We start from the raw sequence: 15,280 nt of genomic DNA on the forward strand, positions 1-15,280 counted from the left end.
CACCGTCAGCGCAGGTTCTTCGACACGGTAGCGGCCATTTCATCAGCAGCCTGAATGACCTTGGAATTCATCTCGTAGGCGCGCTGCGCCGTGATGAGATCGGTGATCTCCTTGACCGGATCGACATTGGACGCTTCGAGATAGCCCTGTTTGATCGCGCCATAGCCGGGATCGCCCGGCACGCCGACAAGTGGCCCGCCCGACGCTTCGGTTTCGCGGTAAAGATTGCCGCCGAGCGGCTCAAGGCCCGCTTCATTGGTGAAATTGGCAAGAGTAAGCTGCCCCAGATCGACCTGATTGATCTCATCTTGCAACTTGGCGAAAACCTGACCGGTTTCTGTGACTGTCACTTCGATTGCCTCGGGCGGAATAGTGATCGCAGGCTCCACCGGATTGCCATCAAGCGTCACGAGTTGGCCGTCAGCATTCTTGTTGAATGCACCGGCGCGCGTGTAAAGCGTCTCGCCCGTGGGGCTCTGGATCTGGAACCAGCCCCGCCCCGTCAGCGCCACATCGAAGGGATTGCCGGTCTGGTTGAAGCTGCCCTGAAGATGCACGTTGCGTACTGCCGCCGTCTGCACGCCAAGCCCCACCAGCGCGCCTTCCGGAACGATGCTCTGATTGGCCCGATTGGGCACGCCTGCGGTGCGTTCGGACTGATAGAGCAGATCGGTGAACTCCGCGCGCGCGCGCTTGAAGCCGGTGGTGTTGATATTGGCAATATTATTGGCAATCACTTCCAGATTGAGCTGCTGGGCGTTCATGCCGGTGGCGGCGATGGTGAGGGCTTTCATGATGCATCCTTGAACAGTTCAATCAATCAGGCGAACGGTCTGGAATCCTCAGATCGACATGCGGCTGATTTCGAGATAGGCCTGCACGATCTTGTCGCGGATCGCGATTGCCGTCTGGAGCGATTGCTCTGCTTCCATGACGGAGCTGACCACATCACGCACCGGCGCGTCGCCCTTGATGCCCTGAATTGAAGTGGCTTCCGCCGCTTGCAGCTTCTGCCCCACCGAATCCGTCATCTGCGACAGCACTTCGCCAAACGAAGCGCCGGGAGCAGCAGGAACCGCCTGCGGCGCAGCAGTGGAACCCACGCCCTTTTCAGCGACGGTTTCAGACAGACGCGACAGGGCATTGCGCGCCGAAATGCTCATGATCGAGTCGTACATTATGTGCTCCTCAGCATATCGATGGTCATGGAAATCAACTCGCGCGCCTGTTTGACGACCTGCAAATTGGCTTCATAAGAACGGTTTGCTTCGCGCATATCCGCCATTTCAACAATCGTGTTGACGTTGGGATATTTGACATAGCCGCGCTCGTCCGCTGCCGGATGGCTCGGCTCATATTGCTCGATGAAGGGCGCTATATCCTTGCCGACTTCCGCCACCCGCACCTGTGCCGCGCCGGTGGCCTGCTCGACCTCGGTGCGAAACGACACCGTCTTGCGCTGATAGGGATCGGCATCCGCCGTCTTGGCGGTGGATTGGGCATTGGCAAGGTTTTCAGAAACAATGCGCAAGCGGGTCGACTGGGCCGAAAGGCCGGAAGCCGCAATTTTCAACGCGCTTTGCAAAGCGTCAGAAGACATGGCTATCCCTTTGCGACCGACATCATCATGCGGTGAAACGACTTGATGATGCTTGTGTTGAGCGAATATTCGCGGGCAATCTCGCCAGCCTTCATCATCTCCTGCTCCACATCCACCGTATTGCCGGAATGGGTCTGCTCGCTGATGTCTTCGGGGCGCATTCGCACACCGGCAATGCCGTTCGCCTCCGCTTCCAGATGCTGCGGATTGGTCGCCGCCATAGTGAGCTGCGTCTTGTCCAGCACATCCGCAAAGGGCTGGACATCGCGCGCCCTGAAATCGGGCGTATTCGCATTGGCGACATTGCCTGCGACGGTGGCCTGTCTCACCGACAACCACTGCGCCTGCCTTGCAGCCAGATCGAAAAGATGAATGGAGCTCATTGAGTATCCCGCCTTTACACCGGTGAAGCTAAAGGATGGAACTTGCGTCAAGCTTGCGAAGCTGTCCTATCTGCGCATCTCGATCACATCGCCTGACGAGGTTGTGAGCTGCCAAGAGCCTGCTTTGTGCGCAATGGACACCAGATGGCTCCCATCGGGCAGAAGCGAACCCTTTTCCACGAACCAGTAACCGGACGTATCCTCGATCATGGCCATGCCGCCCACCACATCGCGCAGCGCAAAGACCGGCTTTGGAAGAGGCTGGCCATCGCCGCCACCTTCGCTGTCCTTGCCAGCGCCGCTTCCTGGCAGGCCCTCGCCGTTCGACATGACCGATCCGGTCATGGTGTTGTCGATATCCTCGGTTTGGGCCGCCTGATCATTTGGCCGGAACGAAGGAAAGCGCCGCATCGTCTTCTGCTCCGAGCGATCAAGTGGATCTGTGACGCGGCTTTCGCTTTTCTCCACCGGATTGAGATCGACGCGCTGGAGATAGGCGATGAAGGGCAGCATCGCCGAACCCGCAGCCAGCGTGATCGCAGCGGCTTTCAGATAGCGATCTATCTTGCTTTGCGGCTTTTTTTCGCTCGCCACTGCCTCCACCTCGGCGGCCAGTTCGGCAAGAAGCTTCTTCTCGTCCGTCTGATGCGAAGCTTTCCTCATGGGTTTCATGCCTGTTTTTCTCCGCGCAGCGCTACAGCCAGATCATGATAGGGGTCTTCCGAAAGGCCGGTTTCCGGAGACTGTTGCAGGGCGTTATAAATGCGCGGCACAAGGTCAACCGCCTGATCCAGCAACTCGTCATGCCCTCGTTGATAGGCTCCGATGGCGCGCAGGTCGCGCGTCTCCTCGAAACGCGCGATCATGGCCCGCAACTGACCGGCGAGCTTGCGCTGGTCCGCCGTCCAGTTGTGCCGGGCCAGACGCGACACGGAGGCCGGAATATCGACGGCAGGAAAGCGGCCTTGAGCTGCAATGGCGCGATCAAGCACGATATGGCCATCCAATGTGCCGCGAATAGTGTCGGATACCGGGTCGTTATGATCGTCGCCATCGACAAGCACCGAGTAGATGCCAGTAATGCTGCCGCCAGCCTCCGTTATGCCCGGACCGGCGCGTTCAAGCAGGCGCGGCAACTGGCTGAAAACGCTTGGCGGATAACCACGCGAAACCGGCGGCTCCTCGGCGGCAATCGCCACCTCGCGCGCGGCATGGGCAAAGCGGGTCACTGAATCGACGATCAAAAGCACATTCTGGCCAAGATCGCGAAAATATTCAGCAATGGCAGTTGCCGTATTGGGCGCAAGCCGCCGCATCATCGGGCTTTCGTCACCGGTCGCAACCACGGTAACGGTCTTGTCGAGATGCCCTGCCAAAGTCTCTTCGAGCATCTCGCGCACTTCGCGCCCGCGCTCGCCCGTCAGCGCCAGCACCACCGTATCGAAATCGGCGGCGCGCGTCATCATGGCAAGCAGCGTCGATTTTCCCACGCCCGAGCCTGCAAAAATGCCGATGCGCTGCCCGAAGCAAAGCGGCGTGAAAATATCGATCACATTGACGCCGGTGCGCAGGCCCTTGTCCACGCGCGCGCGCCGCAGCGCCGCCGGAGCGAGATTTTCGGAAGCCATCGGCTTTGTTCCGGGCTGCAAGGCGCCCTTGCCATCGACCGCCTGACCGAGCGCATTGATGACCCGCCCTTTCCATTGCGGAGCAGGGCGGATGCGTAACAACCCTTCCTCGAAAACGGCAGCGCCCAGCGATGGAATGATGCGGTCATCGAACGGTTTTACCAGCACCTGATTGTCGGCGACCCGGATGATTTCGGCCAGACTCTGCCGATCTTCGGCCCGGATCGCCACAACATCGCCCAGCCGCGCGTCACGCGACAGCCCGCGCACGGCAATTGCCGAACGCGAGACGTCGCAAACCGTCCCGCCAACGCCCACAATGGGTTTTGGGGCCACTGATTGCTGCCGCGCAAAAGCAGCAAGTCGCGCGAGGGGCAGATCAGGCGTCATCCGTTTCTGGAGCCCAGCGTCTTGATCGCTTCAGCGAGCGTATTTTCCTGCTGTGTCAGCAGATTATTGACCTGCTCGAAGGCGCGGCTGACGCTTATGAGCCGGGTCATCTCGGTCATGCCATCGACATTCGAGCCTTCGATTGCTCCCTGCACGACACCGGCGCTCATATCATCCACCACAGGCATGACGGGCTTGTCGGAGACGACGCCGGAATTACCGGCATAAGTCAGTTCCGCATCGGCGGGGATCGAATAAAGCCCGATTGCGCCGATCTGATTGCCGTTCTGATAGACCGCGCCATCAGAAGAAATTTTGGGCGCACCGCCATCAGGATCGAGCACGATGGGCGCGCCGCCGACATCGAGGATGGCGTTTCCGGAGACAGATACCAGTTCGCCCGTCGGCATCATCTTCATGCGGCCATCGCGCGTATAGACCTGCCCCTGCGGCGTTGCCACGGACATCCAGACATCCCCCTTGACGGCCACATCGAGCGGGTTGCCCGTCTCGATCAGCGGTCCTGCTTCAGTACGGATGAAACTTTTTCCGGCGCTGGCGAAATTCACATTCTCGCTGGCCTTGCCGGAGACGATCGTATCGAACTTGGTTCCTTCGCCGCGAAAGCCGGGCGTGGAAATATTCGCGACATTATGGGCGATCGCATTCATCCGCCGTTCCAGTGTGACCAGCGAGGAAAGCCCTACATAGATGGAATTATTCTGCATCTTTCGCTCAACGTCCGCCCGGCTTGAAATTCTGCAATGTCATCAGGATATTGTCGGAAATGCCCACGCTCGACGCACCGCCCAGCAGCAGCGATGCAATCGAAGAGGGGCTGCTGGCATTCGGATTGTTCATCTCGTACATGGCCGTGAAGCGCGAAATGAGCTTGGACACATAATCGGGATCGGACATCTTGGAAAAATCGATCTTGTCCTCGATCATCTTGGCCTGCTTGTCGATATCGGCATTCGAGATGGAGGATGGCCAGCCGAAAGTCGTCTGCACCATGGCCAGAAGAGCCCTGTCACCCAAGATCTCGTAGGCATTGCTCAGCGTGGATGCCTTGCGCTCGAAATAAAGCGCCAGACGCACGCCTTCATTCTGGCTACCAGCATCAGCCTCAAGCGTCTGGCGAAGATATTTATCGACCACACCCTGCTGCACGGCACTACTTTGCGTGGCTTCCGCGCCTTTGCCGGTAAAGTCGAAGACGGTTGCGAATTCCTTGTAGCGCTTGTCGGCCAGCTTATTTGCCATGGCGTCGTCGCTTGTGACGCCTTCGGTCAGGACCTTGCGGACGAATGCCTTGGCAAAGGCCATATCTTCAAGGCCGAATGCCTTCATCGCATAATTATAAAGCCGCGTATCGGCCATGAAATCATCGACGGATTTCACATTGCCGATATTCTCCTTGTAATAGGCGGTTTCCCGTTCGACCAGCGGCTCCTTCGAGACACGCTGCAACGATCGCGCCATATCGGACGCGATCAGACGATAGCTCGTCATTGTATCGACCATGCGCATAACCCCGCTATTCTTCTGCTTCCTTATGCCGGGCCAAGCTTGTCCGAAGCTGATGCTCCTGCCAGTTCACAGCCATTGCGCCGTGCAAGCTTCGCGCAAGCCGCAGTCTCTAAATGTGCTCAAAGAAATTCTATCCACGGGAGTCTTGCGCTTTGGGCATTATCATCGGCCTCGCCATTACACTGGGCTGCATGCTGGGTGGTTTCATCGCCATGGGCGGCAATGTCAGCGTGCTTATCCAGCCGTGGGAATTCGTCATCATTCTGGGTGCAGCGCTGGGCACGTTTTTCATCGCCAATCCCTTCTCGCTCGTGAAAGATACGGGCCGCGCATGTGTGGAAGCTTTCACCAATGCCGTGCCCAAGCAGCGCGATTATCTCGACGTGCTGGGCCTGCTCTACAGCCTGATGCGCGAATTGCGCGCCAAGTCGCGCAACGAGGTGGAAATCCATATCGACAACCCGACCGAATCTCCAATCTTCCAAGCCTATCCAAGCATCCTCAAAAACGAAGACCTCATGCATTTCATCTGCGATTATTGCCGCCTCATCATCGTCGGCAATGTGCGCCCCTATGAGATCGAGGCGCTGATGGATGAGGAAATCCACACGATTTCGCGCGACAAGCTGAAGCCCTATCAGGCGATGAACACCATCGCCGAAGCCCTGCCCGCGCTTGGCATCGTGGCCGCCGTTCTCGGCGTCATCAAGGCCATGGGCGCGCTCGACCAGTCGCCGGAAGTGCTGGGCCACCTGATCGGGGCCGCGCTGGTCGGCACTTTCGCCGGTATTTTCTTCTCCTATGGCGTGGTGGGCCCCATCGCCGCCAAGATCAAATCCACGCGTGACAAGAAGAACCGTCTCTATGTCGTCGTGAAGCAAACCCTGCTTGCTTATATGAACGGATCGCTGCCGCAGATCGCGCTCGAATATGGCCGCAAGACCATCTCCGCCTATGATCGACCCAGCATCGATGTGGTCGAGCAGGAGACCATGGCGACGACGCCGATCCAGCAGGCAGCCTGACATGGCGAATTTAGAGCAAAACCGTAAGAATGATGTCCTTGCAGAAAACCTGCTGCGGGCAGCCGGGCTTTCCGGCGACGACCTGAAGTCGCTGGCCCATGTCTTCAAGGATGCATCGGCTCATTTTTGCGAGCGGCTCAAACATGGCTGCGCGGCGGCATTCGACGTCGAGGCCGGCGCGGTTGAAAGTGCAGACGACCACGCATTCCAGACAGTTCTCGAACAGGCTGCGATCATCGCGCCGCTCAAGGCCGAACGCTGGGGATGTGCTCTTTATCTGACCGCAGACGCAACGCTGGTCTTTTCTGTGATCGAAGCCATGTTCGGCGCACAGGGAAATCTTGGAAGCGTCGATACGGAACGGCCTTTCGGCATGCTTGAACGCAAGGTTTCAGCGCTTCTGGCCTCCAATCTTGCCCATGCACTGGATCAGGCATTCACCGGCGGCGGACAGGCGCTGTTCACGCCAGATGAATGTGCCGACATGGCCGATTTCGACACGGAATCCTTCGAGCGCTCGCGGCTTTTCATCTGCCGGATCAATGTAATGGCGGCAGGCAAGACGGGTGCTGTCCACCTCCTTTTGCCGCGCAGCAGCCACAAGCCCATGCAGGACGCCGTTGCGGCATTCCTGCGCCGCCCGATGAATCAAACCGATCCGGCCTGGACGAAGAAGCTGCGTCAGGAAGTGAGCCGCGCCCGCATCGAGCTCGAAGGCTTCATCCAGCAGGGCACGATGACACTGGAAGCCCTGTCCAGACTGGAAGTGGGGCAAGTACTTACGCTGCCCGTCGATGCGATGGATCAGGTTCGCCTTCGTGCAGGCCAACAGCAGCTTTTCAAATGCACGCTCGGCAAATCGGGCATCCATTTTACCGTCAAGGTCGGCGATCCGGTCAATCAGGAAGAGGATTTTATCGATGAGCTTGTTGCTGGCTAATGTTCTTTCCACGTTGATGGCCCTCGCCTCGCTTGGCGCGCTGGTGGTGGTGGGCCGCAAGGCCAATGAGACGATCAGGCTTGGCAAGGTTCTGACGCTGCGCGTTGCCGCCGCTTCCAACGGGCTGGAACGGGTGGTCAAGGCGCTGCAAAGCGAGCGTACCGACCTTTCTGACGAAACCATCAGGCTGGAAGCGCGTCTGGCTGAAACCGCGCGCGTCAGGCGCGAGGTGGATGAGGCAGTCGAAGAACTGAACCGTCTGCGCAAGGCGCTGACGCGCGATATGCGTCAGGCGCGCAACATCACGGAAAGCACGGTTCATATCGCCAATAATACGCTCGCTCTCAGCAAAGAGCCCTTGCCACAGGAAAAAAGCGCCTTGCCGGTCTTTGTGCGCCGGACCGTCAAGAAGGCAAATGTTGAAATGGCAGGGCAGGCATGAGCGCCGAAAACGAGGATAATGACATGCAGCATGAGCTGGACGAAGCCATCGAAGAACTGCGCGAAGAGCAGCCGCGCAGTGCACCGAAAGGAGCTTCAAAACCCAATCTCGAACTCATCATGGGCATTCCGGTCGATGTGCAGGTCGTGCTCGGCGGCACGACCATGCCGGTGGCCAACCTGATGAAACTGGGCCGCGGTGCTGTCATCACGCTCGACAAACAGATCGGCGATCCCGTCGACATCGTCGTCAATGGACGGGTGATCGCGCGCGGCGAAGTAATCGTTCTCGAAGACGATTCCTCGCGCTTTGGCGTCAGCCTCACCGAAATTATCGGCAAGTAACGGAGCCGACATGACGGACAGCGCGCAGCAAACCCTCCCTGACGACAATAATTCCGACGAACTGATCGATACGCTCACCGGCCCGCAGAAGGCGGCTGCGATCCTCGTCGCCATAGGCCGTCCATCTGCCGCGCGTCTTCTCAAGCATTTCAACTCGGACGATTTGCGCAAGCTTGCCGGTCATGCGCGCACGCTGGAGCCCATTTCGCCGCTCGATTTCGAGCAACTCGTCAAACAGTTCGAGGATTCCTTCGCTGAAGGCGCGCCTGTTTCGGAAGCTGCCCAGCGTTTCGAGGGCCTGCTGCGCGAAGCGCTGCCGCAGGATGAAGCAGATGCGGTATTTGAAGAGCGCATCCAGCCGCAACTGGTACAGGAATCGGTCTGGGTGCAGATTGCCCGCCTGCCTGTCGATAGCCTGCAAGCCTATCTCGCCGACCAGCATCCACAGATCATTGCCTTTATCGTCTCCAAACTGCCTTCCGATCTCGCCGCGCGCATTTTCGTGGTATTGCCGCCTCAATTGCGCAGCGCGGTCGTCCAGCGCTCGCTGCATATCGGAAATGTCGCCCCGGTCGCAGCCGAACTTCTGGAAGATGTATTGCGGCGCGATCTGCTTGGACGCAGCGATGCGGGTCCGGTCAAGGCGCATCACAGCCAGATCGCCAATATTTTCAACCAGCTCGACAAGCACGAGATGGAAGAACTCATGGGCAGTCTTCAGGATCTCAACCGCGACGACATTGCGCGCATCAAGGCCAAGCTCTTCACGTTCGAGGATATTGGGCGGCTGTCCCAGCGCGCGCGACTGTTGCTTTTTGATGAAGTACAGACCGAACAGATCGCAACCGCCTTGCGCAGTGCCGATGCAACATTACAGGAAATGGTGCTCGCGTCGCTTTCGACACGTGGACGGCGTATGGTCGAAAGCGAACTTGGCGCTGAACAGGGCAACATCACCAGCCAGAACATCACGGACGCTCGCCGCGCCATCGCCCGCATTGCCATCGACCTTGCGGAACGCGGCATTATCAGCCTCGATGCAGGCGAAGCTTCCAGCTAGGTTGTCGGTGAAGCATGTCCGATGATGCTGACAAAGAGAGCAAAACAGAAGACGCGACCGAGAAGAAGATCAGCGATGCTCTCGACAAGGGCAATATGCCCTTCTCCCGTGAAGCGCCGATTCTGGCCGGTGTTGTCTCTTTTCTGGTCATAGCCGTTTTTGCCGCAGCACCTTCGGCAAGCAGGCTCGCGGTTTTTCTGCGCGAACTGATCGACCGACCGGAAGACTGGCTGCTCAACAGCGCCGAGGATGCCAGCCGGCTGTTCGGCGTGCTGGCATTAGCAGTGGGCGCGGCACTGGTGCCGATCTTCATCATCATTCCGCTTGCGGGTATTGCGGCTTCGGTCTTGCAAAATGCACCGCGCATCGTCGGCGAACGCATCCGGCCGCAAGCCTCGCGCATATCACCCTTAAAAGGCTGGCAGCGCATATTCGGCCGCGCCGGTCAGGTCGAATTCCTCAAATCGCTCGCGAAATTCATTGCCGCCAGCATCATCGTGTTTTTCGTATTTTTTCGGGGCAACAGCCTTTTCACCGACGCCATCTCGACCGACCCAAGCGCCCTGCCCGAATTCCTGCGCGAAAACATGGTCCGGCTTCTGGTCGCCAATGTGCTTGCCATCGCGGTCATTGCCGGGTTCGACCTTGTATGGTCGCGTTTCCACTGGCGACAGGAATTGCGCATGACCAAGCAGGAAATAAAGGACGAACACAAGCAGTCCGAAGGCGACCCGCTGGTGAAGGCGCGCCTGCGCTCGCTCGGGCGCGATCGCGCCCGCAGGCGCATGATCGCAGCCGTACCGACCGCGACGCTCATCGTCGCAAATCCGACACATTTTTCCGTGGCACTACGCTATCGACCCAATAAAGACGCGGCTCCAATAGTAGTTGCAAAAGGACAGGATTTGATCGCTCTCAAAATAAAAGAAATCGCCGCTGCCAATTCGATTCCAATCTTCGAAGACGTACAATTGGCGCGTGCGCTCTATAAGCAAGTGAATGTCGACCAGATGATCGCACCGGAATTCTATCAGGCCGTCGCAGAACTTATCCGCGTCATCAATTCACGGCATTCGTCACATTGATAGATTTTACAGTCGTTTTGATCTATTCTGAAATATTATTATCCTGTTCTTCCGGATCGGCGGTGACACGATGAAGAGCCTGCAATTTTCGAACGAACGAGAGGCGATCATTGCCGAGAATATACGCGAAGTCGCGACCGATCTCCGGCTCGTCGACCCTGCCGATTATATCGCCTTCATCCGCTGCGAACTTTTCGCCAATATTGCCGACATCGTCAGTTCCGCCACAGAACTGCACTTTTTCCCCGGCACACTGGAATTCGGGCACGGCGGCGATTTTCACTGCGACTGGCACACCCTGCCATCCATCGTCCTCGACATGGAATTTCGCAACAAGGGCGTTTACGCCTATTTCCGTCTCACGCTCGGCGACAAAACGGCAGGGGTGGAGCTAAACCACATCGTTTTCGAAAATGCCGACGAAGACCCGGCAAAGAATACCGCCCGGCTTGTTGACGCTTTCAACGATGCCCGGCTGCCCCTGCGCAAGATCGCATAGGCTGTGCCTGCCGGAAGCGGAAGGCATCCGGCGGGATTGGCAATTACATAAGATGCTGGACTTCGGGCATATCGATAATGCCAAGCGAAAGCGCCGTCGCCACTGCGGATGTGCGATTGGAGCAGTTGAGTTTGATCTTGGCGTTCTGGAGATAGGTTACGACGGTCCAGCGGGCGATGCTCAGGATTTCGGCGATCTCCCCGTCTGTCTTGCCATTGGCTGCCCAGCGCAGGCAATCGATCTCGCGCGGTGTCAGAAGGGATGCGACGGCGCTCGAATCCTTGCAGCCGCACAGCGTCCCGTGAATGAGGCCGGATATGCTCAGCAGGCGGGGACGCAGCCTGGCGATGAACTGCTCGCGGTCTTCATTCTCGGCGACTTCGAAGCTGAACAGGGTGCAGCCCGGCACGGCTTTCGAATTGCGCGCCGATACGCCGACAAAAAGATTACCCAGGCCGTGTTTTTCGGCATCCTGCAACAGTTCCGCGATTGCGGGGCATTGTTTGGCATCTTCGCCAAGATCACGCACGATACTGCCGGAATCGCTGCGAAAATAGGGGGTGTCTTCTTGAAAGATCGGGTCAACGACAAAATAGTTCTTATGCGCGTAGCGGGTCGCCCAATTGGTGGGCGCCGTCATGACCACAGTCAGATCGGAGGAACCTGCTTTCGTGCATTCACCCACACGTCCGCGAAAAGCATGCAAGATATGGCGGCAGCCGATTTCATCACGAATACGGGTCAGGAGCGCCAGCGTATCGCCCTGAAAGGCGGTTCCGAAGAAAGTTTTCTTGAAATTTGGAAAATGGATCAGATCAAGACTCATTAGAGCAATATCCTTAATAATAAAGTCAGGTGGACCCTGCTTCGTGCCGAAAAAACAGCAGCGAATCGACTTCCATCCGGCTTTCAATCGTTTTTAAGTCACATAAAAAATGGGTACTCTGACAACCCGCAATTAATTGATCGCGGCGACTTACACACAAAAACAGCACGAAATGTGACTTTTCAAAGAAAAACTCAACGGGAATGTGAAATTGAGCGGTTTATGCCCACTGCTGCAAGGCCAGTTGTTCCCTTTAAGAACAACTCACCGCTTCTTCCTTTAAATTGAAACAAAATCATTCACCGATTCTGTCTCCGAGATTCTCCCGGACCTGAAATGAGTGTCGGGCAAGTGATCAAGAACGCTTTAGTTTCAGCCTGACGATCGCCCTGCCGCCACACGATTGCGTACTGTCGCATTGTGACAAGGCGATAATCGCAGTCATATTCACTGTCACAAAATACAAATCCCGTAAACGGATTAATTGCTAAGCTACTGAAAACGTGGTTCACTTCGCGGTGGCGTCATTTATGACAGCGCAGAACTGTCATCCATTCGTCATTGACGGTCGCTAACGGGAACAGACGGACACCGGAATCGGCCGGAGACGTTCGTCCGACTTAAAACAGGGGAGTCAAACAATGCTCACTCATACTGCGCGACTGCTGTCTCTATCGACCGCAATCGCCCTCGCAAGCGTTTCCATTGCTTCCGCGGAACCCTCAGCCGAACTCATCGCGGCGGCTAAAGCGGAAGGCGAACTGACCACGATCGCTCTGCCGCACGACTGGTGCGGCTATGGCGAAATCATCCAGAGCTTCAAGGACAAATACGGCCTGAAGGTGAATGAGCTGAACCCTGATGCGGGTTCGGGCGATGAAATTGAGGCCATCAAGGCCAATAAGGATAATAAAGGCCCGCAGGCGCCTGACGTCATCGACGTGGGCTTCGCCTTCGGCACATCCGCTCAGAAGGAAGGGCTGGTTCAGCCTTACAAGGTTTCGACCTGGGACGAAATTCCCGATAGCGCCAAGGATGCGGACGGCCATTGGTATGGCGACTATTACGGCGTTCTGGCATTTGAAGTGAACAAGGACATCGTCAAGGATATTCCGCAGGATTGGGAAGATCTTCTCAAGAGCGATTACGCCAATGCAGTGGCGCTGGCAGGCGATCCGCGCGTATCGGCGCAGGCCATTCTGAGCGTCCATGCGGCTGGCATTGCCCGCGGCGGTGAGCCGGGCGCGGATGCAGCGAAGAAGGGCCTTGAATTCTACAAGGAACTCAATGCCAACGGCAATTTCGTACCGGTCATCGGCAAGGCCGCATCGCTGGCGCAGGGCTCAACCCCGATCGTCATTCGCTGGGACTATAATTCCCTTGCCGACCGCGATACGCTCAATGGCAATCCGGAAGTCGAGACCGTCATCCCGAAGACGGGCGTGTTCGCTGGCGTCTACGTGCAGGCGATCAGTGCTTACGCCCCGCATCCAAACGCTGCCAAGCTCTGGATGGAGCATCTTTATTCGGATGAAGGCCAGTTGGGCTACCTGAAAGGCTATTGCCACCCGATCCGCTTCAACGCGATGGCGAAGGCCGGCAAGATTCCGCAGGATCTGCTCGACAAGCTGCCTCCGGCTGAAGCCTATGAAAAGGCGATCTTCCCGACGCTTGAACAGATCGAAGCCGCACAGGAAGAGATCACCAAGAATTGGGATAGCGTCGTCGGCGCAAACGTCCAATAAGCGTTTGACCTGACATCCCTGTTTGGGCCTGCGGCGACCAGAAACGGTCGTCGCGGTTCCTGTTCAAGCCAATTGCTGAAGAAAAACGTATGAATTCACCAACAGACACAGCTGCGCCAGACAGCGGGATGCGCAAACGCAGATTGCCGCTATCCTGGCTTGGTGTTGCTCCGTTTTTTCTATTCGCGATTCTTTTTCTTCTATGGCCGACCATGTATCTCGTCGTCGGCGCATTTCAGGATTCATCTGGCAATTTCACACTCCAGAACATCCACGACCTGTTCCAGCCGCAGATTCTGAGCGCTTACTGGGTTTCGATCAAGGTAAGCTTTGCCTCCGCCGTTGGCGGCGCAATCATCGGCTTTTTTCTGGCGTGGTCCGTGGTGCTCGGCAATCTCCCGCGCTGGCTGCGCCCCACGGTGCTGACCTTTTCCGGGGTGGCTTCGAACTTTGCCGGCGTTCCGCTGGCTTTTGCCTTTCTGGCCACTCTGGGCCGCACTGGCTTTGTCACGATCTTGCTGCGCGACTGGTTCGACTTCAATCTCTATTCAACTGGCTTCAACCTGCTCAGCTTCTTCGGGCTGACGATCACCTATCTGTTTTTCCAGATACCGCTGATGGTGCTGATCCTCACGCCCGCGCTCGACGGCCTTAAAAAAGAATGGCGGGAAGCCTCTTCCATTCTGGGCGCGACCACCCTGCAATATTGGCGCATGGTGGCTTTCCCGATCCTCTGGCCAAGCCTGCTGGGTACTACCCTGCTTCTTTTTGCCAATTCATTTGGCGCTGTCGCCACGGCCTATGCGCTGACCGGCTCCTCGCTCAATATTGTGCCGATCCTGCTTTATGCGCAGATTCGCGGCGATGTCCTGCATAACCAGAACCTCGGCTATGCCCTGGCACTGGGCATGATCGTCATCACCGGCCTGTCCAATTTTATCTATATCTGGCTGCGTGCACGCGCCGAAAGGTGGCAGCAATGATAAAGGGCCTAACCGCGCAAAAGATCGGCGCCTGGATCGCATTCCTGATCGGCGCGATTTATTTCATTGTACCGCTGATCGGCACTTTCGAGTTTTCGCTGCGCATGCGGCGCGGAGAATATTCCTTTGACGCCTATCGGGTGGTCTTCAGCGATCCCAATTTTCAGGCAACCTTCGGCTATTCGATCATTCTGGGCTTTCTGACTATCATATTCGGCGTTCTTCTGGTCGTCCCGACCGCTTACTGGGTTCGCCTGCGCCTGCCCCGTCTGCGGCCCGTCATCGAATTCATCACGCTGATGCCGCTGGTCATCCCGGCCATCGTGATCGTGTTTGGCTATTTGCGGATTTATAATTCGTCATCATGGCTGCCGTTTACCTCTTCGACACGGGCGACAGACCTCCTGCTGATGTTCGGCTATGTGACATTGTCGCTGCCCTATATGTATCGCGCTATCGATACGGCCATGCGCACCATTGATGTCCGCACCCTGACGGAAGCAGCGCAAAGTCTTGGCGCAAACTGGGCCACCATCATGTTTCGGGTGATTTTCCCAAATGTAATGTCAGGCGTCATGAGCGGCGCATTCATCACTTTCGCCATTGTCATGGGTGAATTCACCCTCGCATCCTTGCTCAATCGGCCGGCTTTCGGGCCCTATCTTCAGCTCATCGGCGCAAATCGCGCTTATGAACCGTCCGCGCTGGCGATCATCGCCTTTGGCATAACATGGCTGAGCATCATCATGTTGCAGCTTTTCTCGCGTCTCAATAAATTCAAGATAGTGGCCGGGTAAGAT

The 15,280-nt window shown here is 57.1% G+C and carries 19 protein-coding genes; 10 read left to right on the forward strand and 9 right to left on the reverse strand.

Features of this window, described 5'->3' with window-relative positions:
- Nucleotides 1–5: 5 nt before the first annotated feature.
- The 8 genes from flgG to DKP76_RS11130 form a co-directional block, all read right to left on the reverse strand.
- The gene (flgG, locus tag DKP76_RS11095; RefSeq protein ID WP_109706647.1) at nt 6–794 is read right to left on the reverse strand and encodes a flagellar basal-body rod protein FlgG; all 789 of its coding nucleotides are present in this window, start codon (nt 792–794) and stop codon (nt 6–8) included.
- Nucleotides 795–842: 48 nt separating this feature from the next.
- Nucleotides 843–1,178 (reverse strand): flagellar hook-basal body complex protein FliE, encoded by a 336-nt coding sequence (gene fliE, locus DKP76_RS11100; RefSeq protein WP_109706649.1) that lies wholly within the window; start codon nt 1,176–1,178, stop codon nt 843–845.
- Nucleotides 1,178–1,600, reverse strand: coding sequence for a flagellar basal body rod protein FlgC (gene flgC, locus DKP76_RS11105; RefSeq protein WP_109706651.1), 423 nt, complete (start codon nt 1,598–1,600; stop codon nt 1,178–1,180). Before flgC ends, fliE begins: the two co-directional genes overlap by 1 nt.
- A gap of 2 nt (nt 1,601–1,602) precedes the next feature.
- Complete coding sequence (gene flgB / locus DKP76_RS11110) at nt 1,603–1,983, reverse strand: flagellar basal body rod protein FlgB (protein WP_109706653.1); 381 nt, start codon at nt 1,981–1,983, stop codon at nt 1,603–1,605.
- Nucleotides 1,984–2,049: 66 nt separating this feature from the next.
- The gene (locus tag DKP76_RS11115; RefSeq protein WP_425349393.1) at nt 2,050–2,646 is read right to left on the reverse strand and encodes a hypothetical protein; all 597 of its coding nucleotides are present in this window, start codon (nt 2,644–2,646) and stop codon (nt 2,050–2,052) included.
- A gap of 5 nt (nt 2,647–2,651) precedes the next feature.
- On the reverse strand, nt 2,652–4,001 hold the full coding sequence (fliI, locus tag DKP76_RS11120; RefSeq protein WP_109706655.1) for a flagellar protein export ATPase FliI: 1,350 nt from the start codon (nt 3,999–4,001) through the stop codon (nt 2,652–2,654).
- On the reverse strand, nt 3,998–4,729 hold the full coding sequence (flgF, locus tag DKP76_RS11125) for a flagellar basal-body rod protein FlgF (protein WP_109706657.1): 732 nt from the start codon (nt 4,727–4,729) through the stop codon (nt 3,998–4,000). The genes fliI and flgF overlap by 4 nt, the downstream gene beginning before the upstream one ends.
- A 7-nt stretch (nt 4,730–4,736) precedes the next feature.
- Nucleotides 4,737–5,525 carry a DUF1217 domain-containing protein gene (locus tag DKP76_RS11130; protein ID WP_109707204.1) on the reverse strand — a complete coding sequence of 263 codons (789 nt, stop codon included), beginning with the start codon at nt 5,523–5,525 and terminating at the stop codon, nt 4,737–4,739.
- 158 nt (nt 5,526–5,683) lie between these two features.
- On the opposite strand from DKP76_RS11130, the gene motA reads away from it, so the two are divergent.
- The 7 genes from motA to DKP76_RS11165 all read left to right on the forward strand — a co-directional run bounded on the left by motA (nt 5,684) and on the right by DKP76_RS11165 (nt 10,926).
- Complete coding sequence (gene motA / locus DKP76_RS11135; protein ID WP_109706659.1) at nt 5,684–6,556, forward strand: flagellar motor stator protein MotA; 873 nt, start codon at nt 5,684–5,686, stop codon at nt 6,554–6,556.
- Between the two features lies 1 nt (nt 6,557).
- Nucleotides 6,558–7,496: a FliM/FliN family flagellar motor switch protein gene (locus DKP76_RS11140; protein WP_109706661.1), complete on the forward strand. Its 939-nt coding sequence runs from the start codon at nt 6,558–6,560 to the stop codon at nt 7,494–7,496.
- Complete coding sequence (locus DKP76_RS11145; protein WP_109706663.1) at nt 7,477–7,938, forward strand: BAB2_0123 family type IV secretion system effector; 462 nt, start codon at nt 7,477–7,479, stop codon at nt 7,936–7,938. The genes DKP76_RS11140 and DKP76_RS11145 overlap by 20 nt, the downstream gene beginning before the upstream one ends.
- Nucleotides 7,935–8,282 (forward strand): flagellar motor switch protein FliN, encoded by a 348-nt coding sequence (gene fliN, locus DKP76_RS11150; RefSeq protein WP_109706669.1) that lies wholly within the window; start codon nt 7,935–7,937, stop codon nt 8,280–8,282. Before DKP76_RS11145 ends, fliN begins: the two co-directional genes overlap by 4 nt.
- Nucleotides 8,283–8,292: 10 nt before the next feature.
- Complete coding sequence (locus DKP76_RS11155; RefSeq protein ID WP_109706671.1) at nt 8,293–9,342, forward strand: flagellar motor switch protein FliG; 1,050 nt, start codon at nt 8,293–8,295, stop codon at nt 9,340–9,342.
- 14 nt (nt 9,343–9,356) lie between these two features.
- Nucleotides 9,357–10,427, forward strand: a complete 1,071-nt coding sequence (flhB, locus tag DKP76_RS11160; RefSeq protein ID WP_109706673.1) for a flagellar type III secretion system protein FlhB — start codon at nt 9,357–9,359, stop codon at nt 10,425–10,427.
- Nucleotides 10,428–10,497: 70 nt separating this feature from the next.
- Entirely contained in the window at nt 10,498–10,926 is a 429-nt protein-coding gene (locus tag DKP76_RS11165; RefSeq protein ID WP_109706675.1) for a hypothetical protein, read from the forward strand.
- A 43-nt stretch (nt 10,927–10,969) separates the two neighbouring features.
- Here the strand turns inward: DKP76_RS11165 and DKP76_RS11170 are convergent, their stop codons facing one another.
- Nucleotides 10,970–11,752: a helix-turn-helix transcriptional regulator gene (locus DKP76_RS11170; RefSeq protein WP_109706677.1), complete on the reverse strand. Its 783-nt coding sequence runs from the start codon at nt 11,750–11,752 to the stop codon at nt 10,970–10,972.
- A 641-nt stretch (nt 11,753–12,393) separates the two neighbouring features.
- Between DKP76_RS11170 and DKP76_RS11175 the strand changes: the two genes are divergently transcribed.
- The 3 genes from DKP76_RS11175 (at nt 12,394) to DKP76_RS11185 (ending at nt 15,277) form a co-directional block, all read left to right on the forward strand.
- On the forward strand, nt 12,394–13,497 hold the full coding sequence (locus DKP76_RS11175) for an ABC transporter substrate-binding protein (RefSeq protein ID WP_109706679.1): 1,104 nt from the start codon (nt 12,394–12,396) through the stop codon (nt 13,495–13,497).
- 89 nt (nt 13,498–13,586) lie between these two features.
- Nucleotides 13,587–14,480 carry an ABC transporter permease gene (locus DKP76_RS11180; protein ID WP_109706681.1) on the forward strand — a complete coding sequence of 298 codons (894 nt, stop codon included), beginning with the start codon at nt 13,587–13,589 and terminating at the stop codon, nt 14,478–14,480.
- Nucleotides 14,477–15,277 carry an ABC transporter permease gene (locus tag DKP76_RS11185; protein WP_109706683.1) on the forward strand — a complete coding sequence of 267 codons (801 nt, stop codon included), beginning with the start codon at nt 14,477–14,479 and terminating at the stop codon, nt 15,275–15,277. The genes DKP76_RS11180 and DKP76_RS11185 overlap by 4 nt, the downstream gene beginning before the upstream one ends.
- Nucleotides 15,278–15,280: the final 3 nt, after the last annotated feature.

Origin of the sequence: Falsochrobactrum shanghaiense (genome assembly GCF_003149535.1) — a bacterium.
Classification (GTDB): Bacteria; Pseudomonadota; Alphaproteobacteria; order Rhizobiales; family Rhizobiaceae; genus Brucella; species Brucella shanghaiense.